General features: G+C 76.4%; 25 protein-coding genes. 12 read left to right on the forward strand and 13 right to left on the reverse strand.

The window, feature by feature from the left end; genetic code table 11:
• The first annotated feature begins 117 nt into the window (after positions 1-117).
• The gene (locus WAA21_RS13855) at positions 118-735 is read left to right on the forward strand and encodes an ATP-dependent Clp protease proteolytic subunit (RefSeq protein WP_336923411.1); all 618 of its coding nucleotides are present in this window, start codon (positions 118-120) and stop codon (positions 733-735) included.
• Positions 736-806: 71 nt separating this feature from the next.
• Here the strand turns inward: WAA21_RS13855 and WAA21_RS13860 are convergent, their stop codons facing one another.
• The 4 genes from WAA21_RS13860 to WAA21_RS13875 form a co-directional block, all read right to left on the reverse strand.
• Positions 807-2117 carry a hypothetical protein gene (locus WAA21_RS13860; RefSeq protein ID WP_336923412.1) on the reverse strand — a complete coding sequence of 437 codons (1311 nt, stop codon included), beginning with the start codon at positions 2115-2117 and terminating at the stop codon, positions 807-809.
• Positions 2114-2761, reverse strand: coding sequence for an RNA polymerase sigma factor (locus WAA21_RS13865; protein ID WP_336923413.1), 648 nt, complete (start codon positions 2759-2761; stop codon positions 2114-2116). The genes WAA21_RS13860 and WAA21_RS13865 overlap by 4 nt, the downstream gene beginning before the upstream one ends.
• Positions 2762-2993: 232 nt before the next feature.
• Positions 2994-3365 (reverse strand): helix-turn-helix domain-containing protein, encoded by a 372-nt coding sequence (locus WAA21_RS13870; RefSeq protein WP_336923414.1) that lies wholly within the window; start codon positions 3363-3365, stop codon positions 2994-2996.
• 22 nt (positions 3366-3387) lie between these two features.
• Positions 3388-3957, reverse strand: a complete 570-nt coding sequence (locus WAA21_RS13875) for a hypothetical protein (protein ID WP_336923415.1) — start codon at positions 3955-3957, stop codon at positions 3388-3390.
• Positions 3958-4106: 149 nt separating this feature from the next.
• On the opposite strand from WAA21_RS13875, the gene WAA21_RS13880 reads away from it, so the two are divergent.
• Both WAA21_RS13880 and WAA21_RS13885 read left to right on the forward strand, forming a co-directional pair.
• Entirely contained in the window at positions 4107-5693 is a 1587-nt protein-coding gene (locus WAA21_RS13880) for a multicopper oxidase family protein (RefSeq protein ID WP_336923416.1), read from the forward strand.
• 58 nt (positions 5694-5751) lie between these two features.
• A complete protein-coding gene (locus tag WAA21_RS13885) occupies positions 5752-6429 on the forward strand; it encodes a Pr6Pr family membrane protein (protein ID WP_336923417.1) in 678 nt (225 codons plus the stop codon).
• Between the two features lie 24 nt (positions 6430-6453).
• On the opposite strand, the gene WAA21_RS13890 is transcribed toward WAA21_RS13885, so the two are convergent.
• On the reverse strand, positions 6454-7542 hold the full coding sequence (locus tag WAA21_RS13890) for an alkene reductase (RefSeq protein ID WP_336923418.1): 1089 nt from the start codon (positions 7540-7542) through the stop codon (positions 6454-6456).
• A 233-nt stretch (positions 7543-7775) separates the two neighbouring features.
• Here WAA21_RS13890 and WAA21_RS13895 point away from each other — a divergent pair, with 233 nt between their 5' ends.
• Positions 7776-8999 (forward strand): S8 family peptidase, encoded by a 1224-nt coding sequence (locus WAA21_RS13895; protein ID WP_336923419.1) that lies wholly within the window; start codon positions 7776-7778, stop codon positions 8997-8999.
• A gap of 76 nt (positions 9000-9075) precedes the next feature.
• Here WAA21_RS13895 and WAA21_RS13900 read toward each other — a convergent pair whose 3' ends face one another.
• The 4 genes from WAA21_RS13900 to WAA21_RS13915 are packed head-to-tail and all read right to left on the reverse strand — an operon-like array spanning position 9076 to position 12698.
• Complete coding sequence (locus WAA21_RS13900) at positions 9076-10098, reverse strand: ketopantoate reductase family protein (protein ID WP_336923420.1); 1023 nt, start codon at positions 10096-10098, stop codon at positions 9076-9078.
• Positions 10099-10111: 13 nt separating this feature from the next.
• Positions 10112-10690 (reverse strand): DUF1697 domain-containing protein, encoded by a 579-nt coding sequence (locus WAA21_RS13905; protein ID WP_336923421.1) that lies wholly within the window; start codon positions 10688-10690, stop codon positions 10112-10114.
• The gene (locus tag WAA21_RS13910; RefSeq protein WP_336923422.1) at positions 10687-11451 is read right to left on the reverse strand and encodes a response regulator transcription factor; all 765 of its coding nucleotides are present in this window, start codon (positions 11449-11451) and stop codon (positions 10687-10689) included. The genes WAA21_RS13905 and WAA21_RS13910 overlap by 4 nt, the downstream gene beginning before the upstream one ends.
• A complete protein-coding gene (locus WAA21_RS13915) occupies positions 11448-12698 on the reverse strand; it encodes a sensor histidine kinase (RefSeq protein WP_336923423.1) in 1251 nt (416 codons plus the stop codon). The genes WAA21_RS13910 and WAA21_RS13915 overlap by 4 nt, the downstream gene beginning before the upstream one ends.
• A gap of 183 nt (positions 12699-12881) precedes the next feature.
• On the opposite strand from WAA21_RS13915, the gene WAA21_RS13920 reads away from it, so the two are divergent.
• On the forward strand, positions 12882-13601 hold the full coding sequence (locus tag WAA21_RS13920) for an ABC transporter ATP-binding protein (RefSeq protein WP_336923424.1): 720 nt from the start codon (positions 12882-12884) through the stop codon (positions 13599-13601).
• Entirely contained in the window at positions 13598-14404 is an 807-nt protein-coding gene (locus WAA21_RS13925) for a hypothetical protein (protein WP_336923425.1), read from the forward strand. The genes WAA21_RS13920 and WAA21_RS13925 overlap by 4 nt, the downstream gene beginning before the upstream one ends.
• A 13-nt stretch (positions 14405-14417) precedes the next feature.
• On the opposite strand, the gene ddaH is transcribed toward WAA21_RS13925, so the two are convergent.
• Complete coding sequence (gene ddaH, locus WAA21_RS13930) at positions 14418-15287, reverse strand: dimethylargininase (RefSeq protein ID WP_336923466.1); 870 nt, start codon at positions 15285-15287, stop codon at positions 14418-14420.
• Positions 15288-15397: 110 nt separating this feature from the next.
• Between ddaH and WAA21_RS13935 the strand changes: the two genes are divergently transcribed.
• The gene (locus WAA21_RS13935; RefSeq protein WP_336923426.1) at positions 15398-15835 is read left to right on the forward strand and encodes an Lrp/AsnC family transcriptional regulator; all 438 of its coding nucleotides are present in this window, start codon (positions 15398-15400) and stop codon (positions 15833-15835) included.
• A 4-nt stretch (positions 15836-15839) separates the two neighbouring features.
• Here the strand turns inward: WAA21_RS13935 and WAA21_RS13940 are convergent, their stop codons facing one another.
• Positions 15840-16403, reverse strand: coding sequence for an acyl-CoA thioesterase (locus WAA21_RS13940; protein ID WP_336923427.1), 564 nt, complete (start codon positions 16401-16403; stop codon positions 15840-15842).
• Between the two features lie 84 nt (positions 16404-16487).
• Between WAA21_RS13940 and WAA21_RS13945 the strand changes: the two genes are divergently transcribed.
• Together WAA21_RS13945 and WAA21_RS13950 are read left to right on the forward strand one after the other, a co-directional pair.
• Positions 16488-17057, forward strand: coding sequence for a winged helix-turn-helix transcriptional regulator (locus WAA21_RS13945; RefSeq protein WP_336923428.1), 570 nt, complete (start codon positions 16488-16490; stop codon positions 17055-17057).
• A 7-nt stretch (positions 17058-17064) separates the two neighbouring features.
• Positions 17065-17385, forward strand: coding sequence for a tetratricopeptide repeat protein (locus tag WAA21_RS13950; protein ID WP_336923429.1), 321 nt, complete (start codon positions 17065-17067; stop codon positions 17383-17385).
• Positions 17386-17393: 8 nt separating this feature from the next.
• On the opposite strand, the gene WAA21_RS13955 is transcribed toward WAA21_RS13950, so the two are convergent.
• Both WAA21_RS13955 and WAA21_RS13960 read right to left on the reverse strand, forming a co-directional pair.
• Entirely contained in the window at positions 17394-18290 is an 897-nt protein-coding gene (locus tag WAA21_RS13955) for a GNAT family N-acetyltransferase (protein ID WP_336923430.1), read from the reverse strand.
• 94 nt (positions 18291-18384) lie between these two features.
• Positions 18385-18999 (reverse strand): TetR/AcrR family transcriptional regulator, encoded by a 615-nt coding sequence (locus tag WAA21_RS13960; protein ID WP_336923431.1) that lies wholly within the window; start codon positions 18997-18999, stop codon positions 18385-18387.
• A gap of 98 nt (positions 19000-19097) precedes the next feature.
• Here WAA21_RS13960 and WAA21_RS13965 point away from each other — a divergent pair, with 98 nt between their 5' ends.
• The 3 genes from WAA21_RS13965 (at position 19098) to WAA21_RS13975 (ending at position 22046) form a co-directional block, all read left to right on the forward strand.
• Positions 19098-19982 (forward strand): SDR family NAD(P)-dependent oxidoreductase, encoded by an 885-nt coding sequence (locus WAA21_RS13965; RefSeq protein WP_336923432.1) that lies wholly within the window; start codon positions 19098-19100, stop codon positions 19980-19982.
• A gap of 118 nt (positions 19983-20100) precedes the next feature.
• Positions 20101-20376 (forward strand): UBP-type zinc finger domain-containing protein, encoded by a 276-nt coding sequence (locus WAA21_RS13970; RefSeq protein ID WP_336923433.1) that lies wholly within the window; start codon positions 20101-20103, stop codon positions 20374-20376.
• Positions 20376-22046, forward strand: a complete 1671-nt coding sequence (locus WAA21_RS13975; protein WP_336923434.1) for an FAD-dependent oxidoreductase — start codon at positions 20376-20378, stop codon at positions 22044-22046. The genes WAA21_RS13970 and WAA21_RS13975 overlap by 1 nt, the downstream gene beginning before the upstream one ends.
• The last annotated feature ends 13 nt before the right edge of the window (positions 22047-22059 follow it).

A 22059-nucleotide genomic window follows, 5' to 3' on the forward strand; every position in this document is an offset into this window, starting at 1 on the left:
AAAGGTGTGACGTACACCTGTCTGGTGTACGCAACCGCGGAACGCTGCTGCCGTCGGCAGATCCGCTCGGGGCAGAGGCCCCTGTCAGCGGACCCGAGGCGCGGCGACGCTGCGACCATGACCGCTGCCCTCGACCCCGTCGGCGACCGCCTCCTGCGCGAGCGCATCATCGTGCTCGGCGCCCAGGTCGACGACCCCCTCGCCAACGCCGTCTGCGCGCAGCTGCTCCTGCTCTCGGCCGACGACCCGACGCGCGACATCCACCTGTACGTCAACTCCCCGGGCGGCTCGGTGACAGCCGGCATGGCCGTGTACGACACCATGCAGTTCGTCCCGAACGACGTGTGCACCGTCGCGATGGGGCTCGCCGCCTCGATGGGGCAGTTCCTGCTCTGCGCAGGCGCGCCCGGCAAGCGCTACGCCCTGCCGCACGCACGCGTCCTCATGCACCAGCCGCTCGGTGGGGTCGGCGGCACCGCCTCCGACATCGCCATCCAGGCCGAGAACATGCGGGCCGTCAAGGCGACGATGGCCGAGCGCATCGCCCACCACACCGGCCAGGACGTCGCACAGGTGGTCCGGGACTGGGACCGGGACCGCTGGTTCGACGCCGAGCAGGCCCGCGAGTACGGCCTCGTCGACCACGTGGTGCGGAGCGCGGCCGACCTGCCGGGCTCCCTCGTCGGCCCTCGGCCGGTCGTGCAGCACGGTTTCGCCCCGCCGCGCGCGGTGTGAGCGGGCGCCTCCGCGACGCCCCACCGGGCGTGTCGTCGCGGAGGTGTCCTCTCGCGTCGAGGTCGAAAGCGTCAGCCGGTGGCCAGCTCCTCCAGGGGCGGCTCCTGGGCACAGGCCGTCGTGAGCCCGACCCAGGAGTCGTGGTCGCCGAGCGTCGTCGCCTCCGTCTCCCCGTACGGGCGGTACGCGTACGGGTCGCGCACGAAGTCCTCGAGGCCGGGGGCGGGGTCCGGCTCGACGCCGTGGGCCCGTAGGCAGGGGGCCTGCACGTCCGTGAACCACGCGTACAGGGCCGCGACGTCCTCGCGGTCGTCCCAGTCGAAGCGGGTGGGCCGCGGGTGGCGGAGGAGGCACAGGTCGACCGCCGTCGCCCGGGTCGCGCGGTCCGCGCTCCCCACCACCTCGTCCTCCAGCAGCCACCCGCCGTCGTCCTGCAGGACGGCAGGCACCCCGTTCGCCGTCATGCAGGCGACCTGGGCCTCCGCCGACCCGCGCGTGAAGGCGACGGCGTGGGTCGTGGTCCGGTCGCCGGCGCCCAGGTCGGCCTCCTCGCCGTACAGGCCGGTGGCGTCGAGCCCCCACCAGGTCCCGTACTGCACCTCCGCCCACGCCGGCGGCGCCGGTGGGCTGGGCAGGGGGCAGCTCTGCGAGGCCCGCACCAGGTCGGTGGGTGCGACATCGGCGTACGGCGTCCAGGGCGGGGAGGCCGGCCGCGGGTCCCGCCAGGCCGTCGTGAGGCCGGCGAGCCCAGGGTCGCTCGAGGCCGCCGCCAGCCGGTTGGCCGCCAGGCAGGTCGCGGTGCTCCGCAGCGCGGCGTGGTGGGCGCGCAGCTCCCGGTCGCTCAGGGGCGCGCGCCGAGGAGCCTCACCGGCCGCGAGGACGCAGGTCCTCGTGTCCCACTGCCGCCGCTCACCGGCCGGCAGGCGGTCCGCGGCCACGTGGAGGCCTGACGCGTCGACGGTGACCGCGTCCGGGTACTGCTCGTCGAAGCACCCCCGGACGCCCGACAGCCACTCCTCGTAGCGCGCTGCCTCGGCCTCGCGGTCGGGCTGGGACTCCGTCCACTCCGACACCCGCCCCGAGACCTCGGCGAGGGCGCTCGGTCGACCCGTCACCACGACGGCCGACCCGACGGCCAGGACGAGGACGACCGCGGCGACGAGCAACGCGCCCACCCCTGTGGACGGGCGCCGTGCCGCCGCGGGGACGACGGTCGGGAGGGGCAGGGTCCCGGTCCGTCGCGACGACCCGCGCGCCGAGTCGTCGGCCGCCGCTGCGGCCAGCCCGCGCAGCGTGCGGCTGTCGGTCGTGGGCAGGCGGCGCGCGGGATCAGCCGCCGCGAGCCGGTCGAGAAGCTGGTCGGTGGCCCCGGGCTCGTTCATCGCGTCCTCCTCGTCGTCGCCTCGCCGCGTCCGCGACCCACCACGGGCACGAAGTGGTCCACCGCCCCCGTCGGCGTCGGGTGGCTGTCGGTGCCGACCGGCCGTGGCGGAGCGGAGGGGCCCTCGCCGTCGCCCGTCGTCGTGCTCCGCCGTGACCAGCGCGCCCGGAGCCGGGCTCGCGCCCGGTGCAGCCGCACGCGCGCGGCCGTCGGCGAGACGCCGAGCACCCGGGCGACCTCCGTCCCGTCCAACCCCTCCCACGCGGTGAGGCGCAGGAGCTCCTGGTCGGTCTCGGACAGCTCCCCGAGCGCCGCGAGCAGCTCGCCGTCGGGGGAGTGCAGGTCCACCGCACGGACGTGCGCGAAGGCCGTCCGCGCATGCAGCAGGAGACGCTCGTCGAGCGCCTCGCGCCGGCGGAGGCCACGGCGCTGGTTGCGGACGACGCGACGTGCGGTGCCGTACAGCCACAGCCGCGCCTCGTCGCCGGGCGGCAGCTCGGCGACCCGGCGCCAGGCCGTCGTGAAGGTCTCCGACACCACGTCCGCGGCGTCGTCCGCAGAGGCGGTGCGACGGACCGCGTACGCCATGAGCGCGTCGTAGCAGCGTTCGAAGAGGTCCTCGAAGCGCTCGCGGTCCGTCGTCACCGCCTCGTCCCCCTGCCCTGTCCCACACCCCGCTCATGTCCGGCCGCGGGTGGGGCGTTACACCCGACCTCCCCGTCGTGGGACGGCCTGGTCGTGACCCGGTCGCGGAGGCCGCCGCGACGTCCCACGACCAGGCGCACACATCTCGGTCGCGGGACCGCGCGCAACCCGCGCCCGGCTACGGGCCGCCGCGACGTCCCACGACCGCGGGTGAGCACCCGGCCTTCCGGGGTCAGGCGGCGGCGCGGACCTCGGGGACCGAGCGGACCGGGCCGCGCTCCAGGCGCGAGGAGAGGCCGACGACGCGCGTCCCGGCGCCCGTGCTCCGCAGCTCGAGCACGTCGTCGCGGACCTCCGCGAGCAGGTCGGTGAGGTCGAGCAGCAGGGCCCGGCACAGCGCGGCGAGCACCTCCGAGGAGGCCTCCTTGCGTCCGCGCTCGACCTCGGACAGGTACTGCGTCGACACCTGCGCGGCGCGTGCGACGTCGGCGAGGGTGCGGCGCTGCGCGAGCCGGTGCCGTCGCAGCACGTGACCGAGCAGGACCCGCAGCGGCGGGGTGGTGCGCACCGGGGCAGCGGTGACGGCGGGCGCAGCGGGCCTCATGCGCCAACGCTACGCCGCCGGCTCACACCGGGGCGAGACGCGCCTCGAGCGTCATGAGGTCGATGACGACGCGGGCGGCGTCGAACAGCCGGTCCGACAGGGCGCTCGCCCCCGGCGACAGGACGGTGAGCGGCCCGCGGTCCGCGAGCTGGGCGAAGATCCCGTCGTTGCTCAGCACGATCACCTGCCGGCGCTCCGCCTGCACGGCCTCCGCGCCCTCCAGCAGCTTGAGGTCGGCGAGGTCCGCGCCGTCGGGCACGGGCTGGGCGACGTCGGCGTACTCGGCGAGGTGCTCCCGACCGCGCGCCACCGCGGTGGTGTGGCCGGAGATGACGACGTGGTCCGCGGTCCTCGCGAGCGCGACGACGAACATCATCCGCGCCTTCCAGCGCAGGGGGCCCGCGCGCAGGTTGTCGAGGTCGACGAGCAGCACCCGCTCACCCGCGCCGTCGTGCCACACGGGGTTGGCGTCCACCCAGCCGACGAGGGCGGCGGCGAGGCGCTCGTGGTCCTCCGCGGTGAGGTCGGCGAGGGCGACCCACTCGAACTCCTCGCGCGGGTCGTGCTCCTCGTGCTGGTTCCCCATGCCCACCCGGCCGATCGTGCCAGGTCAGGTGGCCGGACGGCCGACCGTGGTCCCGAACCCTGCAGCCAGCCCCACCCGGGAGGTCGCGCCCGCCCGACCCCGTCACGCCCGGTCGCCCCATTCTGCGGCGGCCCCCGGACGGCCAGCCTCGGGTCATGGCTCGCACCCGCCCCACCGTCCTCGTCGTCGTCGCCGTCGCGCTCGTCGTGCCGGTCCTCCTCGCCATCACGGGCGTCGCGCTCGTCGCGACGGGGGTGCTCAGCCGGCCGCTCGACACGCGCGGCGAGGTGGCGTTCGAGCGGCCGCTGCGCGTGCCGGAGCTCGCCGCCTCGACGGTCGAGCCGGACGGCACGCGCGTCTTCGACCTCACCCTGCAGCAGGGCGAGACCGACCTGACCGGCCGTGGCCCGACCCGGACGTGGGGTGTCGACGGGGCGCACCTCGCGCCCACCCTGCGTGCCGCGCGCGGCGAGACGGTGCGCATCGACGTCGAGAACACGTTGCCGGAGGCCACGAACCTCCACTGGCACGGGCACCGACTGCCCGCGGCGATGGACGGTGGCCCTCACACGAGCATCGCGCCCGGTGCCACGTGGTCGCCGACGTGGACCGTCGACCAGGCGGCCGCCACCACCTGGTACCACCCGCACCTGCACGGCTCGACCGCGGCGCACCTGGGCCGCGGCCTCGCCGGCGTCTTCCTGCTCGACGACCCCGCGAACGACCCCGGCGGCCTCCCCGGGGAGTACGGCGTCGACGACGTGCCGCTGCTGCTGCAGGACGTCCGCCTCGACCGCGACGGGACGCTACGGGACGTGTCGACGTCCGGCGCGGTCGGCGGGTTGGGCAGCACCGTCCTCGTCAACGGCACGGTCGGGCCGTACCTCGACGTCACCACCGAGGCCGTCCGGCTGCGGGTGGTGAACGCCTCCACCTCCCGCGTCTACGACCTCGGCCTGGCCGACGGCCGCGCGCTGCAGCTGGTCGCGACGGACGGCGGGCTGCTGCCCGCCCCCGTCACCACCGCGTCGGTGCCGCTGTCGCCGGGCGAGCGCGCCGAGGTCGTCGTCCGTCTCGAGCCGGGCGAGCGCGTCGTGCTGCGCAGCACCCCGCCCGAGCTCGGCGTCGCCTGGCCCGTGCGCGGCATGTCCGGCGCCCGGGACGCCTTCGACCTGCTCGAGCTCCGCGCGGCCGACGACCTGCGTGCCTCGCCACCGCTGCCCGCCCGGCTGGCCGACGCACCGGACCTGACCGCCGCCGACGCGACGGTGGAGCGCACGTTCGAGCTCGGTGACGGCCAGGCCATCAACGGCCGCGAGCTCGACATGGGGCGGGTGGACGAGGTGCTCGAGGCCGGCACCGTGGAGCGCTGGACGGTGCGCAACGCCGACGGCATCCCGCACAGCTTCCACGTCCACGACGCGCAGATGGCCGTCGCCGCCGTCGACGGCGCGCCACCGCCCCCGCGCCTGGGCGGCTGGAAGGACACCCTCTACGTGCCGCCCGGCGGCGAGGTCGAGCTCGTGTTCCGTGTCGCCGAGCACGTCGACCCCGACCGGCCGTACGTCTTCCACTGCCACCTGCTCGTGCACCACGACCGCGGGATGATGGGCCAGTTCGTCGTCGTCGCGCCCGGGACGGCGGGCGGGCACCCGGGCACGGTCGACGGCGGGACCCACGGGCACGGGGACCTGCCGGACGACGTCGCGGCGATCTTCCCGGGAGCGCTCAGGCACCCGTGACGGGTCCCGGGGGTCCCGCGCCGTTGTGCCCGCGCCGCGGCGGGTGCGACGCTCGGACGTGCTCGCCCCCCTGCGCTCGCGCCCGCTCGCCCGGACCTGGTTCGCGGTGACCGCGCTGTGCGTCGCCGTCGGTGTCGTCGTCGACGTCGTGACGGCCGGGACGGGCGACGGCGGCTTCTTCAACGAGCCGTGGGACCGCCGTCTCAACGTGCTCGCGTACTTCACGATCCAGTCCAACCTGCTCGTGGGACTCAGCAGCCTGCTGCTCGCGCTCGACCCGGACCGCGACAGCCCGGCGCGCCGCTGGCTCCGGCTGACGGCGCTGGCGGCGATCAGCGTGACCGGGATCGTCTACCACCTCGTCCTCGCCGGGCTCGTCGATCTGTCCGGCTGGGGCCTGCTCGCCGACACGCTCGTGCACACGGTCGTGCCGCTCCTCGCGGTCGGCGGCTTCGTGCTCCTCGGCCCGCGCGGCCGGACGAGCGGGCGGCTGCTGCCCGTCACGCTCCTGTTCCCGGTGGCGTGGACCGCCTTCACGCTCGTCCGGGGCCCGCTCGTCGGCGGCTTCTGGCCCTACCCCTTCGTCGACGTCGACGAGCTCGGCTGGGGCCGGGTGCTGCTCAACGTGGCCGTCGTCGGGGTGCTGTTCGTCGGGGTGGCGGCCCTCCTGCACGGGGTCGACCGGGTGATGCGGCGCACGACCGGTCCAGCGCCGCCCCGGCCGGTCGGCGGCTGAGGCGCCGCGTCCGGTCGCCGTGGCTCAGGCGGCGCGCTGAGGCAGGGTCGGGTAGTCCGTGTAGCCGCGAGCGCCCGTGCCGTAGAAGGTGCTGCTGTCCGGCTCGTTCAGCGCGGCGCCGAGGCGCACCCGCTCCGGCAGGTCCGGGTTGGCGATGAACGCCCGGCCGAACGCGACGGCGTCCGCACGGCCCTCCCGCACGGCCTCGGCGGCGCTGTCGGGGGTGAAGCCCTGCGCGAGGACGACCGGTCCGTGCCAGGTCGAGCGCAGGGCGGCCGTGAGGTCGGTACGGCGGCCCTCCGGCGTCACGGGCTCGACGTAGTGCACGAAGGCCAGGCCGCGCTGCTGCAGGACCCCGCCGACGTGCGCGAGCAGCCCGGCGGGGTCGTCGTCGGTCGCCCCGGACGTACCGTTGCCCACCGACAGCCGGATGCCGACGCGGTCGGCGCCGCCGAAGCCCTCGACCACCGCGTCGACGACCTCGCCGAGCAGGCGGGCGCGCCCGGCGACGTCGCCCCCGTAGGCGTCGGTCCGGTCGTTGACCCCGCTGGTGAGGAACTGCTCGATCAGGTAGCCGTTGGCGCCGTGCACCTCGACGGCGTCGAAGCCGGCCTCGCGGGCGGCGACGGCCGCGTGGCGGTAGTCCGCGGCCACGCGGGCCAGCTCCTCGGTCGCCAGGGCGCGCGGGGTCGAGACGGGCTCGTAGCCGGCTGCGGTGTAGGAGCGGGCGTCCGCGGCCCGGGACGTCGAGGAGACCGGCGCCGCGCCGTCGTGGAAGGACGTGTGGCTGATCCGTCCGACGTGCCACAGCTGGGCGGCGATGCGGCCGCCACCGGCGTGGACCGCCTCGGTGACGGCGCGCCAGCCCTCGACCTGGTCCTCGCGCCACAGCCCCGGGGTGTCGAGGTAGCCGACGGCCTCGGGGCTGATCGCGACGCCCTCGCTGACGAGCAGGCCCGCGGTCGCCCGCTGCCGGTAGTACTCGACGTTGAGCGGTCCGGGGCGGCGCTCCGCGCCCGTGCGGGTGCGGGTCAGCGGCGCCATGACGAGTCGGTTGGGCAGGACGAGGGCGCCGAGGCGGGTGGGGTGGAGAAGCGTGCGGGTGTCGGTCACGAACCGTCGCAACACCCGCCCTCGCCGCTCGCATCCCTGCGGCACCGCACTGTGACGAGGAGCACGGGCCGGCGCCCCGCGCGTTGCGGGACCGCGCGCCGCCGGGGGGCGGTGGTCTTGACAGTAATGCTCACCGGTTCTGACCCGGAAAGGTGACAAGCGCGCGTCCAAGGGGCTACCGTCCTGCTCGTCGGGCGAGGTCGCCCGCCCCCCTGACCCGGAGGACGCCCCCCATGCCGCACGCCCCCCTCCGCGCACGCCGGTGCGCCGCGAGCCTCGCGCTCGCGGCCCTCGTGCTGTCCGGCCTCGGCGCCACCGGCGCCCAGGCCCAGGTGGACGACGTCGCCCCGCTGCTCGAGGCCACCTCGGCCGACGCGATCGACGGGCAGTACATCGTCGTGCTCGAGGAGGGTGCCGCCGACTCGGCCCCGGGTCGGGCCCGGGCCGCCGAGCGGGCGGCCGAGCGGGCCCGCGGCCTCGGGGCCGAGGTGAGCCACACGTACGACGCGAGCATCACCGGCTACGCGGCGGAGCTGTCGGCGCGCGAGCTCGCCCGGGTCCGCAGGGACCCGGCGGTCGCCTACGTCGAGGCGGACCAGGTCGTCACCACGGCGGCGACCCAGTACAGCCCGACCTGGGGGCTGGACCGGATCGACCAGCGCACCCGGCCGCTGAGCGGCAGCTACACGTACGGGCCGACGGGCAGCGGCGTCCGCGCGTACGTCATCGACACCGGCATCCGCGCGAGCCACACCGACTTCGGCGGCCGCGTGGTCGCGGGCGCCACCGCGATCAACGACGGCCGCGGGACCAGCGACTGCAACGGGCACGGCACCCACGTGGCCGGCACCGTCGGCGGCGCCCGCTACGGCGTGGCCAAGCAGGTCACGCTCGTGCCGGTCCGGGTGCTCGGCTGCAACGGCTCGGGCTCCAACTCCGGCGTCATCGCGGGCATCGACTGGGTCGCGAGCACCGCCCCGCGCGGCTCCGTCGCGAACATGAGCCTCGGCGGTCCCGCCTCGAGCGCGACGGACTCGGCCGTCCAGCGGGCGGTGGACGCCGGCGTGACGATGGTCGTCGCCGCGGGCAACGAGAACCAGAACGCGTGCAACGTCTCGCCGGCGCGCGCCGCGAACGCCATCACGGTGGGCTCGACCACGAGCACCGACGCCCGGTCGAGCTTCTCCAACTACGGCACGTGCGTCGACGTGTTCGCGCCCGGGTCGAGCATCACGAGCGCGTGGTGGCAGAGCAACACGCAGACGAAGACGATCAGCGGGACGTCCATGGCGTCGCCGCACGTGGCCGGGGTCGCCGCGCTGTACCTGCAGCGCAACCCGGGCGCGTCGCCGTCGACGGTCGCGAGCAGCATCGTCGGCAACAGCACCACCGGCGTCGTCTCCGGCGCCGGGTCCGGTTCCCCGAACCGGCTCCTGTACTCCGGCTACATCGGCTGAGGGGTCTCCGATGTGCCGTTGAGCCGTCGCGACGGCAGGCGCGACGGTCGGTGGGCCGCGATGACGTGGGGAGACGTCATCGCGGCCCACTGTTGTCCCCGCCCGGCCCTTCCCCGAGCAGCGCGCTCGCGCGGGCGAGCAGCGCGACCGCGTCGACCGACCCGGGCGGCAGCCGGTGGGTGGCGGCGTCCACGACCTCGCGTCGCAGCAGCTCGTTGATAGGGGCGTCCCGGCCCAGCAGCCGGGCCGCGAGCACGACCTCGCCGTTCAGCTGGTCGGCCTCCACCGAGCCGGCGCCGCGCAGCAGGCTCTGCCACGTCGACCCGCCGCCCCGCGTCACGCCGGGCACCTCGGCGAGCCGCCACGCGTCGGCGACCTCACGGGCCCACGCGTCCTCGTCGACGAGCGGGCGACCCGCCGCGCTCAGCACGTCCTCGCCCTCGGCGAGAGCGAGGCGGTGCAGCCGGCGGACGGCGTCGCGCTGCTCGCCCTGCAGGCCGGTGCCGGTGAGCGCCTCGACCGCGTTGCCCAGGTTGCTCAGCAGCTTGCGGTGCTTCCACGCCATGACGTCGTCCCGCACCCGCGTGAGCAGCCCCGCGGCGCTCCACCGCCCGGCGACCTCGGTGTCGACGGCGTCGCTGCCGGCCGGGTAGCGACCGACGTCGAGCACGGCCGAGGGCCGGATGAAGACCGCCACGTGCCCGGGCTCGGTGTGCAGCGCCGGCAGCGCGACGCACACCCCGTGCACCGCGCGGTGCCGCCGCAGCGCCAGCGCCTCGTTCGCGACCCCGTTCTGCAGGCACAGCACCGGCAGGTCCGCGGCCCGCAGCGGCAGGGCCTCCAGCACCGCCTGGGTGTGCTGGCCCTTGACGGCCAGGACGAGCACGTCGCCGTCGTGAAGGTCCAGGTGCGACGGGTCCGCCACGACGGGCAGACGCACGTGCAGCACGCCGTCGGGCGTCGCCAGCCTCAGGCCGTCCTCCTGCACCGCGCGCGCGTGCGCGCCGCGCGCGACCGCGAGCACGTCCTCGCCCGCGGCCGCGAGGCGCGCCGCCACCGTCCCGCCCACCGCACCGATGCCGATCAGCACGAACCGCATGCGCGGCAGGTTGTCAGGAGGGCGACCCCGACGCGAGGTCGGCGAGCGTCGTCACGCTCCGCCAGTTGCGGGCGGTCGCGGTGACGCGCAGCCGCTTCTCCCAGAACGCGTGCGACAGCCGGGCGTTCTGCGTGCCCCGCGGCATCGCGACGTGCACGTCCCGCCCGGTCACGAGGAAGGGCTCCTCGTAGTCGTCCGGGTCGACCGTCGCGACGAGCCCCGGGTCCGGCACCGCCGCGAGGAACACGACGGCGTACAGGCGCGGGTCCTCCGGCAGCCCGGGCGCCCCCGCGGTCGCGGCCGCCTCGACGGTCGCGCCGAGCTCGGCCGCGGAGCGCACGACGCACGGCGAGACGACGTCGAAGTGCGCCCGCACGAGCGCGGACACCCGCGCGGCCAGGTCGGCCTCGGGCGTCCCGTCGTCGTCGACGAGGACGTTGCCGCTCTGCAGGTACGTCTCGACGCCCGTGAGGCCCTCGGCGTCCAGCAGCTCGCGCAGCCGCGCCATCGGCACCTTGTTGCGGGCGCCGAGGTTGACCGCCCGCAGCAGGAGCACCCGCCGTCCCGGCCCCGCGCCCCGGTCGTCGCTCACGACGTCCGCCCCGCGTCGTGGACGAGGAGCGCCACCTGCACCCGGTTGTCCAGCCCGAGGCGGGCGAGCAGCCGTGACACGTACGCCTTGACGGTGGCCGGGCTCATGTAGAGCTCCTCGGCGATCTGGGCGTTCGCAAGGCCGCGGGCCACCGCCTCGGCGACGTCCCGCTCCCGCTCGCTCAGCTGCCCGAGGGCGGCGCGCGCCGCCTCCTGCCGGCGGTCGACCCCACCGCCGACGTCGAGCACGGCCACGTGCCGCAGCAGCCCCCGGGTGACGGACGGGTCGAGGACGGCCTCGCCCTCGGCGACCCGTCGGACGGCCGCGACGATCTCGGCGGGAGGGGTGTCCTTGAGCAGGAACCCGGCCGCGCCGTCGCGGACCGCCCGCACGACCTGCTCGTCGGCGTCGAAGGTGGTGAGGACGACGACCTCCGGCGCGCGCGGGGACCGGCGCAGCGCGGCCAGCGCGGTGAGCCCGTCGACGCGCGGCATGCGGATGTCCATGAGGACGACGTCCGGGCGGTGGCGGGCGACGGCGTCGGGCACCTCGTCGCCGTCCGTGGCCTCCCCGACGAGCGTGACGCCGTCGGCGCCGCGCAGCACCATCGTCAGCGCGGACCGCACGAGGGGGTCGTCGTCCACGACGAGGACCCGGACCGGTGCGTCCGGTGCGTCCGGTGCGTCCCGTGCGTCCCGTGCGTCCGGTGCGTCCCGCCCGTCCGGTCCGCTCAGGTGGTCGGCCCGCTCGTCCCTGCTCATCCGTCCTCCTCGTCCCACGGCAGCCACACGTGCAGCCGGAACACCCCGTCGGCGGCGCCGTGCTCCCAGCGCCCGCCCGCCAGCCGGGCCCGCTCGGCGAGGCCGACGAGCCCAACCCCCGAGCCCGGTACGTCCCGGGCGGCGTCCGCGGCCCCGGGCCGGAGCGCGTTGCGCACCTGCAGCGACAGGCCGTCACCGGGGCGGCCGCGGACGCACACGTCGACCGCCCCGCCGCGGCCGTGCTTGCGGGCGTTGGTGAGCCCCTCCTGCAGCACCCGGTACGCCGTCCGGCTCGTCGTCGGCGGCAGCGGTGCGTCGGGCAGGTCGACCTCCTCGCGCAGCGTGACGCCGGCCGCGCGCGTCTCGGCCAGCAGCGACGGCAGGGCGTCGAGGGTCGGCTGCGGCCGGGACGTCGACGTGCCGTCGTCGGCGGCGTCGGCACCGGCCTCGCCCGTGCGGAGGACCCCGATGACCTCCCGCAGGTCGACGAGGGCGCGGTGGGCGTTGTCGCGGATGACGCCGGCGGCGCTCGCCACCTCCTCGGGCGAGGCGTCGCGGCTGTACTCCAGGGCGCCCGCGTGCATGCTGACGAGCGAGATCCGGTGCGCGAGCACGTCGTGCATCTCCCGCGCGATCCGGGTGCGCTCACCCTGCCGTGCGGCCTCGGCCGAGCGCTGCTGCTCGGCCTCGGCACGCTCCGCGCGCTCGCGCAGGGAGGCCACGAGCAGCCGCCGGGCGCGGAGGAACATCCCGAAGCCGAGGACCGCCGCGGTGAGCGCCGCTCCGAAGCCGAGCACGACGAGCCTCAGCACCCACGGGAAGGTGCCGTCGTCCCACCACCACAGGAAGAGTGCGCCGCCCACGAGGTTCGCCCCGCCGACGAGCAGCGCCGAGGGCCACCGCCGGTGGATCGCGACCGTCAGCAGCATGACGAGCGCCGCGGAACCCGCGAAGGCCGAGACGGCGGCCGCGAGCGCGGAGACCACCCCCAGCACGACGGGGAACCGCCGGCGCCACCACAGGGCGACCCACAGCGCGATCCCCACGCCGACGTCCAGCCAGAGCTCCAGCTCCGACGGCCGGCGGAAGCCGCTGCCCTCCACCGGCGCGCTCGCGACGAGGACCGTGGCGATGGAGCCGAGGCCGACGACCACGAACACGACCGAGTCGACGACCCAGTCGCGCCGGCTGCGCCGCCCGTCGCGGCGCCCGTCGGCGCTCAGCGCCAGGTGGTCCTCGTCCCGCACCCGGCCACCCTAGGGACGCACGCCGACCGGCAGCCACGGCCGGAGGTCGACGCCCACCGGTCCGGAGGTCGATCGGGACGTGGCCGTCCGGACCGGTCCGCGCCCGCAGGCGCATACCGACGGCGCCGCACGGTGGCCCTTCGGCCGCTGCGGGCGGCGCCGGCCCGCGGCGAGGCTCGACGCATGATCGAAGCGAGCTCACTGACCAGGCGCTACGGCGCGACGACCGTGGTGGACGACGTGTCGTTCACCTGCCCGCCCGGCACGGTGACCGGGTTCCTCGGCCCCAACGGGGCCGGCAAGTCCACGACGCTGCGCATGGTGTGCGGGCTGTCGACGCCCGACGCCGGCAGCGCGACCGTCGCCGGCCTGCCCTTCCGCCGCCTGCCGAACCCCGGCCGCGTCGTCGGCGTCATGCTCGACGCGTCGGCCCAGCACGGCGGCCGCACCGGCCGGGAGACGCTGCGCCTCGCGGCGTCCCTGCTCGACGTGCCCGCGAGCCGCGCCGACGACATGCTCGAGCTCGTCGGCCTCGCCGGCCGGCCGGCCCGGCAGCGGGTCGGCCGCTACTCCCTCGGCATGCGGCAGCGGCTCGGCATCGGCCTCGCCCTGCTCGGCGACCCCGACGTGCTCGTGCTCGACGAGCCCGCCAACGGCCTGGACCCCGACGGCATCCGCTGGATGCGCGGCCTGCTGCGCCGCTTCGCCGACGGCGGCGGGACCGTCCTGCTGTCGTCGCACCTGCTCGGCGAGGTCGCAGCCGTGGCCGATCGCCTCGTCATCATCGCCGGCGGGCGTGTCCGCGCCGCCGGCGCCACCACCGAGCTGCTCGAGGGGCAGGACGACCTCGAGGAGTACTACTTCCGCCTCACGACCGCCGAGCCCGCTGGAGCCGCACGATGAGCACCCACCTCGCCCACGACGTGACCCCCACCCCCGCGCGCCGCCCCGCCGGCCTGGACGTGGCCCGGCCGTCGACGGTCCGTCTCGTCGCCGTCGAGCTCCGCAAGGCCGTCGACACCACGACCGGACGCTGGCTGCTCGCGGTCACCGGCGTGCTCGTCGTCGGCGCCCTCGTGCTGGGCGCGCTGTTCCAGCCGGGCGAGGACGACCCGAGCCTGCGGTTCCTCCTCGCGAACGGCCTGCTCCCCGTCTCCCTTCTCGTGCCCGTGCTCGGCGTGCTCCTCGTGTCGGGGGAGTTCTCCACCCGCAGCGTCCTCACGACGTTCGCGCTCGTGCCGTCGCGCGGGCGGGTCGTCGCGGCCAAGACGGCCGCCGCGGTGCTGCTCGCCGTCGCCATCGCGCTGCTGGCGGCCCTGCTCGCGGTCGCGGCGGCGGGCGTCCTCGCCCTGCTCGGCGGCGACGTGGTGTGGACGATGGCGTGGCAGGTGCCGGTCCAGCTGCTCGCGCTCCAGGTCGTCTACGTGCTCGTCGGTGTGGGCATCGGCCTGCTGTGCCAGAACACGCCGCTCGCGGTCGTCGTCTACCTCGTCGTGCCGTCGCTGCTCGCCCCGGTCGTGTTCCTCGTGCCGGCGCTGCAGGACGTCGGCCCGTGGGTCGACCTCGCGACCGGGACGATGGCGCTGCAGATGGACACCGTGCTGTCCGGGCGGCAGTGGGCGCAGGTGGCGAGCGTCACCGGCCTCTGGGCCGTCGTGCCGTTCGCGCTGGGCTGGCTGCGGCTGCAGCGGCGCGAGATCGCCTGAGCGACCGCCTGCCTCAGACCGGGCGGGGGCGCAGCTCCGAGGTGCAGCACTTCGGGCCGCCCCCGCCCTTGAGCAGCTCCGACAGGTCCACCGGCACCGGCACGAAGCCGCGGGCGTGCAGCTGGTCGGCGAGCCCCCTCGCGGCGGCCGGCAGCACGACGTGCCGGCCGTCGCTCACGGAGTTGAGGCCGAGCACGAGCGCGTCGGCCTCGGAGGCGACCACGGCGTCCGGGTACAGCCGCTCGAGGACGCGACGGGAGCCGTCGGAGAAGGCGCCGGGGTAGTAAGCGACGGTCGTGTCGTCGAGCGGGAACAGCGCGGTGTCGAGGTGGTAGAAGCGCGGGTCGACGAGCTCGAGCCCGACCACGGGCCGGCCCGTCCGCTCCTGGACCTCCGCGTGGGCGCTGCGCTCCGTCCGGAAGCCCGTGCCGGCGAGCACGAGGTCGCCGACGACCGTGAGGTCGCCCTCGCCCTCGTGGACCCCGACCGTCGGCGTGACGGGTCCGAAGCCGTGCGCCTCGAGCCACGCCGCGTGCGCCGGCGCCTCGCCGGCCCGCTCCGGGTGGGCGAAGCGCGCGCCGACCGCGATCCCGTCGACGACGAAGGCGCCGTTGGCCGCGAACACCATGTCCGGCAGACCCGGCACGGGGTCGAGCACCTCCACGACGTGGCCGAGCGAGGTGTATGCGTCCTTGAGCGCCGTCCACTGCCGCAGCGCGAGCGCGCGGTCCACCGTCACGCCCGGCGTCATCCACGCGTTGATCGCGTAGGCGACCTCGAAGTGCACGGGGGCGCACATGAGGAAGCGCCGGCGGACGGCGACCCGCTCGTCGGGGGCGGTCGCGGGCGACGGGACGGGGAGCGCGGGCTCCCCCGGGAGCAGGGTCGTCACCCTCGAATTGTCGGCGGGCCGGTGCCGTCAGGTCACTGCGCGATCATGCGTCGCCGCGGTTGGTCGTTGCGTGTGAGAGCGGTGAAGCGGAGGATCGTTGCGTGGCCCTCGACGACCTCGACGAACGCATCCTCGCGATCCTGCGCGACGACGGGCGTGCCTCCTTCGCCGCCGTGGGGGCCCGCGTCGGGCTGTCGGCGCCCGCGGTCAAGCGTCGGGTCGACCGGCTCCGCGAGACCGGCGTCATCACCGGCTTCGCGGCCGTCGTCGACCCGGAGGCCGTGGGGTGGACGACCGAGGCGTACGTCGAGCTGTGGTGCGCGCCGTCGACCACGCCGTCGCAGGTGCTCGCCGTGGCGGCGCGGCACCCGCAGGTCGTCTCCGCCTGCACGATCAGCGGCGAGGCCGACGCTCTCGTCCACGTGCGCGCGACGAGCGTCCACGACTTCGAGCGGGTCCTCGAGCGGATCGGCGCCGACCCGGCCGTCGTGCGGACCAAGAGCGCGATCGTCCTGAGCCGGGGCGTGCAGCGGACGTGAGCCCTCAGGCGGCCGGCCGCTCCGCGCGCCGTCGCTGCCGGACGCCGTCCTGCGCCTCGTGCCAGTCTGCGACCCACGACGGCAGCGGGCGCGGGGCGGCGCCCCCGTGCCCGGTGGCCGCGAGCAGCTCCTCGGTCGGCACCCGGCCGCCGCCGCGGCGCAGGAAGAGGGCCCGGACGACGGCCTCGGCGACCACCTCGCCCGCGCCGTCGTGGCCGCGGCGGAACACCTGCTCCAGCAGGACGGACCGCTCGTCCCAGCCGAGGGTCCGCGTGGTGACGGTGTACGGCTGCCCGAGGCGCAGCTCGCGGTGGAAGGCGATGGTCTCGGCAGTGACGACGGGGTACCAGCCCTCCCGGCGCAGCACCGGCGACGTCCCGGAGCGCAGGACGAGGTCGGTGCGCGCGAGGTCGAGCACCGTGAGGTAGCGGCCGTTGTTCACGTGCCCGAGCGCGTCGAGGTCGCCGGGTGCGACGCGGAAGCGGGTCACGCACTCCCCGAGCAGGTCGACCCGGGGCCGGCGCCGGGCGGTGAGCGTGAGCACGAGCAGTCGGAGCCACAGGTTCACGTCGTACCTCCGCAGCTGGGTCCGGTGACCGGACCCAGGGTCGTGGCCGTTGCTGGGTCTGTCAAGCGGACCTAGCATGGCCGCGTGAGCGAGGTGACGGGCCCGGCGGCGGCGGGAGCGGTGCCCGCCCTGGAGTGGACGACCGAGGGCTGCACCGTGGAGGCGGCGCTCGACGTGGTCGGCGACCGCGCCACGTTCATGGTCGTCCGCGAGGTGGGGTGCGGGGTCCGGCGCTTCGCCGACATGCAGCGCCGCACGGGGCTCCCGCGCGACGTGCTCGCCCGGCGGCTCGCGCGCATGGTCGACGACGGGCTGCTGCGTCGTGTCCCCTACCGCGAGCCCGGGCGGCGCGCGCGCGAGGAGTACCGGTTCACCGACAAGGGGTTCGACCTGTACCCGGTCGTCGTCGCGCTGTGGCGGTGGGGGAGCCGCTGGACCGGCGACGCCGGCGCGGTCCAGCCGCCGATCGAGTTCGCGCACCGGGGGTGCGGCGAGCTCGTCCACGCGGAGGTCCGCTGCGCGGCCGGGCACGAGGTGAGGGAGCCGCGCGACGTGCTCCCCCGGCCGGGGCCGGGCGCCGTCCGGGCGGTGTCCGAGCCTCCGGACGGACCTGTGGACGGACCTGTGGAAGAACGGCGCCGCGCCCGCCGTTGAGCCGCTCGTGAACTTCCTGGTGGACACGCACAGCCTCGTCGCCCGCGGCCGCCTCTACCTCGCGGCCGGTGACCCCGCGGGGGCGGCCCGCCTCCTCGCGCAGGCCGCCGAGGCGGCTCCTCGCGACCGCGCGGTCGCGACGGACCTCGCCCGCGCCTACTTCGACTCCGCGCAGCTCGGCCGCGCCGAGCAGGCCTTCCGCACCCTCGTCGACCTCGACCCGACCGACGCGTGGGCACGCCGCGGCCTGGCCCGGACGCTGCGCCGGCTGTCCCGCGCCGACGAGGCCGCCGGGCACGACCGGGTCGCGGCGGCGCTCGAGGGCTGACCCGCGGCCTACAGGGGGCGGCCGAGCACGAGCGCACCGTCCGTCCGCTCGACGAGCGCGAAGCCCAGGCGGGCGTAGAAGCCGATGGCCCGGGTGTTCGTCTCCGACACCCCGAGGTGCACGGCCGACGCGTCCGCCTGGGCCGCTGCCCCCATGAACCCCTCGAGCAGGCGCCGGCCCCAGCCGCCGCCCCGCACGTGCGGGAGCAGGTCGACGTGCAGGTGCGCGGGGTAGCGGTCGGTGATGCGCGCGGGGGTCCGCCGGGGGGAGTGGACGAGGGCGGCGGCCTCGCGGTCCGCCGGTTCGACCATGTCCGCCATCGGGTACGCCCGGCGCTGCGCGGGCCACCACGCCCGCTCGCACCAGTCCTCGAACGAGACGGTGTCGCTCGTGCCGAGCACGTACCCGCTCACGCGGCCCTCGGGGGTGCCGTCGTCGACGACGAGGCACAGGTCGGGCTCGAACCGCGCGTAGGGCAGCGCCCAGACGGCGGCGGGCAGGCCCGGGTGCGCGTGCCGGTCGGTGGCGTCCGCGCCGTCCGCCGCGGTCCGCAGGCACACCCGCGCGAGACCGGCCTCGTCCCCTCGGCGGAACGGCCGGATCGTGACGCGTGAGCCCGCGCGGCGCGGTCGGGCACGGCGGCGGAGGGGTCCGAGGCGACCGCGACGGCCCGAGTCGCCCTCGGGGGCCGGGTGCGAGCGCGTCGTCTCTGCGGGGCCGGGCTGCTGGCTCGGCGACGGGCCCGGCCGGGGGCTCGGCGTCGGGTCGGGCTGCGGGACCGGCCGGGCGTCGGGCTGCCCGCCCTGGCCGGCGGCCGCGGCGCGGCGCTCCCGCAGGGCGCGCCTGGTGGGCAGGGGGCTCTCGGGGCGGGCGTCGGAGCCGCGAGCGCGCTGCGGGGCCACCACCGTCGGCTCCTCTCCACCTGCGGGTCGGCGTCGGTCGTCACCACCGGCCCGACGGCCCGGCGGGGTCTCACCGTCGCACACCCGGGCCGTCCGGTCAGCCCCCGCCCCGGGGCAGGACGCCCGTGAGGACGGCGGTCACGTGGTCGGCGAGCGGTGGCCAGGGGTACCCGGGCTTGCCGGAGCGCAGCGACACGACGCCGTGCACGCCGGTCCACGCCGCCAGCCGCAGGCCGGCGACGTCGGCCGCCGCGACCCCGGGCAGCCGGGCGACGAGGGCGCCGAGCGAGTCCAGCATCGCCTCGCCGTCCTCGAAGGCGACCGCCTCCGCCTCGGTGAGCAGTCGCACCGCCCGCCCCCCGAAGACCACCGCGTAGGCGCCCGGGTGCCGCAGGCCCCACTCGCAGTACTCGAGGGCGCCCGCGCGCAGCCGCTCCTCGGCGTGGCCGGGACCGGCGACGGCCGCGTCGAACGCAGCGCGCAGCTCGGCGAGGTGCTGCTCGACGACCGCGAGCAGGAGCGCGTCGAGGTCGGGGAAGTGCCCGTACACGCTCGGCGCGGCGACCCCCGCCTCGCGGGCGACCGCCCGCAGGGTCACCGCCGCGGGGTCGCCTCCCGCGAGCAGCCGTGACGCGGCGGCGAGCAGCTCCGTCCGCAGCCGGGCGCCCTCACCGCGGGCGTTGCGCGTCCGGCGGGCCGGTCCGGGGGTCATGCGCTGCTCCGTCCGCTCGGGTCGACGTGGGAAGGCTAACGGCTGTAAGGTCAGTCGCGTTCGCCTAACACCCGTTAGGCCATACCTCTGGAGAGACCATGCCCACGCCCGCCCCCACCGGTGCCGTCCTCGTGACCGGCTGCTCCAGCGGCATCGGCCGCGCCACTGCGCTCCGGCTGGTGCGGGGGGGCCACCAGGTCCACGCGACCGCCCGCCGGCCGGACACCCTCGCGGGGCTCGCGGCCGCCGGGTGCACGACCGGCGCCCTCGACGTCACCGACGACGCGAGCGCGGCCGCCGCGGTCGAGGACGCGCGCCGTCACCACGGGCGGGTGCGCGCGCTCGTGAACAACGCCGGCTACGGCGAGTACGGACCGGTGGAGGAGGTGTCGCTGGACGCGGCCCGCGCCCAGCTGGAGACGAACGTCATCGGCGTCGCCCGGCTCACCCGGCTCGTCCTGCCGGAGATGCGGGAGGCCGGCGACGGCCGCATCGTCACGGTCGGCTCGATGGGCGGGCGCCTCACCTTCCCCGGCGGCGGCTGGTACCACGCGTCCAAGCACGCGCTCGTCGCCCTGCACGACGCGCTGCGCGTGGAGGTGGCGCCGTTCGGCGTGCACGTGAGCCTCGTCGAGCCGGGCCTCATCCGGACGGAGTTCGGCGCGACGGCGACGCGCAGCCTCGCCGCGGCCGGCGACGGGACCGGACGGTCCGAGCCGGCCGCGGGGACGGACGAGCGGACGCCCTCGCCGTACGCCGGTCTCACCGCGGCCGTCGAGCGCGGCATGTCCCGCTCCTACGCGGGCCCGCTCGCCGCGGGACCCGACGCGGTCGCCCGCGCCGTCGAGCGGGCCGTCACCGCCGAGCGGCCCCGGAGCCGCTACGTCGTGACCCCTGGCGCCCGCGGCCTCATGGCGCTGCGGCGCCTCGGCGGCGACCGGGTGTGGGACGGGTTCGTCCGCCGGCTGTTCGGCCTGCCCTGACGGGCCGTCGTCCGCTGTCGGCGGAACGGTCCCGGCTCCCCCTGGCGCGGGGACGGCCCGGCGGGTGAGGATCAGCCCGGCCTCGCAGCCACCCCCGTCACGAGACCTGGGAGGCACCGTGCCCACGACCTGCGAGCACCTCGACCCCGCCGGGACGGCGGAGACGCCGCCCGCCCGCACCCCCGAGGGGTGCGAGGAGTGCCTCGCCGACGGCGGCCGGTGGGTGCACCTGCGCCTGTGCACGAGCTGCGGCCACGTCGGCTGCTGCGACTCCTCGCCGTCACGGCACGCCACCGCCCACCACGGCAGCACCGGCCACCCCGTCGTGCGCTCGTTCGAGCCCGGCGAGACGTGGCGCTGGTGCTACCTCGACCGCACCCTCGCCGAGGCCTGATGGCGGAGGGGCGCGACCTCCCCGTCGTCCTCACGGTCGACGACGACCCGTCCGTCTCACGCGCCATCGCGCGGGACCTGCGCCGCCGCTACGCGGGCGAGCACCGGGTCGTGCGGGCCGACGGCGGCGCCGCGGCGCTGGAGGCGCTGCGCGAGCTCAAGCTGCGCGGCAGCCGGGTCGCGGTCCTCCTCGCGGACTACCGGATGCCCGACATGGACGGCGTGGAGTTCCTCGAGCAGGCGATGGACCTGTTCCCACGGGCGCGGCGCGCGCTGCTCACCGCCTACGCCGACACCGACGCCGCGATCCGCGCCATCAACGTCGTCGACGTCGACCGCTACATGCTCAAGCCGTGGGACCCGCCGGAGGAGAAGCTGTACCCGGTGGTCGACGAGCTGCTCGACACGTGGCGGCGGGAGGGCGACCGCGAGGTCGACGGTCTGCGGCTCGTGGGGCACCGCTGGTCCCGCGCCTCGCACGAGGTGCGCGACTTCCTCGCCCGCAACGGGGCGCCGTACTCGTGGGTCGCCGTCGACGGGCCGGAGGGCGAGCGCCTGCTCGAGGCCGCCGGGCTCGACGCCGACCGGGTGCCCGTGCTCGTCACCCCCGACGGCACCGCCCACGCCCAGCCGGACCTCCCCTCCGTCGCCGCTCTCGCAGGGCTCTCGACGACGCCGGCGGAGGACTTCTACGACCTCCTCGTCGTCGGCGGCGGTCCGGCCGGGCTCGGCGCGGCGGTCTACGGGGCCTCCGAGGGGCTGCGGACCGTCCTCGTCGACGCGAGCGCCACGGGGGGGCAGGCCGGCCAGAGCTCCCGGATCGAGAACTACCTGGGCTTCCCCGACGGCGTGTCCGGCGGCCAGCTCGCGGACCGCGCCCGGCGGCAGGCCGTCCGGTTCGGGGCCGAGGTGCTGACGGCGCGCAAGGTGACCGGCCTGGAGGTCGACGGCCCGGTCCGCACCGTCCGCTTCGCCGACGGCTCCGACGTGCGGGCGCGCGCGGTGCTGCTCGCGACGGGTGTGCAGTACCGGCGGCTGCCCGCGGACGGGTGCGAGGACCTGCTCGGACGGGGCGTGTACTACGGCAGCGCCGCCACCGAGGCCGAGGCGTGCCGCGACCAGCACGTCCTCGTGGTCGGCGGGGCGAACAGCGCCGGGCAGGCCGCGGTCTTCTTCGCGCGCACCGCGGCGAAGGTCTCCCTGCTCGTGCGCGGGCAGACGCTGACGACGTCGATGTCGAGCTACCTCGTCGAGCAGGTGCAGGGCATCGACAACGTCGAGGTGCGCACGTGCTGCGAGGTCGTGTCGGCCCACGGCACGGACCACCTCGAGGCCGTCACCCTCGCCGACCGCACCCGCGGCACGACGGAACGGGTCGACGCGTCCCACCTCTTCGTCTTCATCGGCGCCGCGCCGCGCACGGACTGGCTCGACGGGACCGTCGCGCGCGACGAGAGGGGCTTCGTCCTCACCGGGCCGGACCTCGTCCGCGAGGGCGAGCGGCCCGCGGGATGGTCCGAGCGCCGCGATCCGTTCTACCTGGAGACGTCCGTCCCCGGCGTGTTCGCCGCGGGCGACGTCCGGGCCGAGTCCGTCAAGCGCGTCGCCTCCGCCGTGGGCGAGGGCGCGATGGCGGTGACGCTCGCCCACCGCTACCTCGACCAGAGCTGAGACACCGGAGCTG

Origin of the sequence: Aquipuribacter sp. SD81 (genome assembly GCF_037153975.1) — a bacterium.
In the GTDB taxonomy this organism is placed as follows: Bacteria; Actinomycetota; Actinomycetes; order Actinomycetales; family JBBAYJ01; genus Aquipuribacter.

Excerpts from the sequence above, each read along its gene's own strand:
- WAA21_RS13855 (WP_336923411.1), top strand. The coding sequence starts at position 118 with ATGACCGCTGCCCTCGACCCCGTCGGCGACCGCCTCCTGCGCGAGCGC.
- WAA21_RS13860 (WP_336923412.1), bottom strand. The coding sequence starts at position 2,117 with ATGAACGAGCCCGGGGCCACCGACCAGCTTCTCGACCGGCTCGCGGCG.
- WAA21_RS13870 (WP_336923414.1), bottom strand. The coding sequence starts at position 3,365 with ATGAGGCCCGCTGCGCCCGCCGTCACCGCTGCCCCGGTGCGCACCACC.
- WAA21_RS13880 (WP_336923416.1), top strand. The coding sequence starts at position 4,107 with ATGGCTCGCACCCGCCCCACCGTCCTCGTCGTCGTCGCCGTCGCGCTC.
- WAA21_RS13895 (WP_336923419.1), top strand. The coding sequence starts at position 7,776 with ATGCCGCACGCCCCCCTCCGCGCACGCCGGTGCGCCGCGAGCCTCGCG.
- WAA21_RS13900 (WP_336923420.1), bottom strand. The coding sequence starts at position 10,098 with ATGCGGTTCGTGCTGATCGGCATCGGTGCGGTGGGCGGGACGGTGGCG.
- WAA21_RS13910 (WP_336923422.1), bottom strand. The coding sequence starts at position 11,451 with ATGAGCAGGGACGAGCGGGCCGACCACCTGAGCGGACCGGACGGGCGG.
- WAA21_RS13920 (WP_336923424.1), top strand. The coding sequence starts at position 12,882 with ATGATCGAAGCGAGCTCACTGACCAGGCGCTACGGCGCGACGACCGTG.
- WAA21_RS13925 (WP_336923425.1), top strand. The coding sequence starts at position 13,598 with ATGAGCACCCACCTCGCCCACGACGTGACCCCCACCCCCGCGCGCCGC.
- WAA21_RS13960 (WP_336923431.1), bottom strand. The coding sequence starts at position 18,999 with ATGACCCCCGGACCGGCCCGCCGGACGCGCAACGCCCGCGGTGAGGGC.
- WAA21_RS13965 (WP_336923432.1), top strand. The coding sequence starts at position 19,098 with ATGCCCACGCCCGCCCCCACCGGTGCCGTCCTCGTGACCGGCTGCTCC.
- WAA21_RS13975 (WP_336923434.1), top strand. The coding sequence starts at position 20,376 with ATGGCGGAGGGGCGCGACCTCCCCGTCGTCCTCACGGTCGACGACGAC.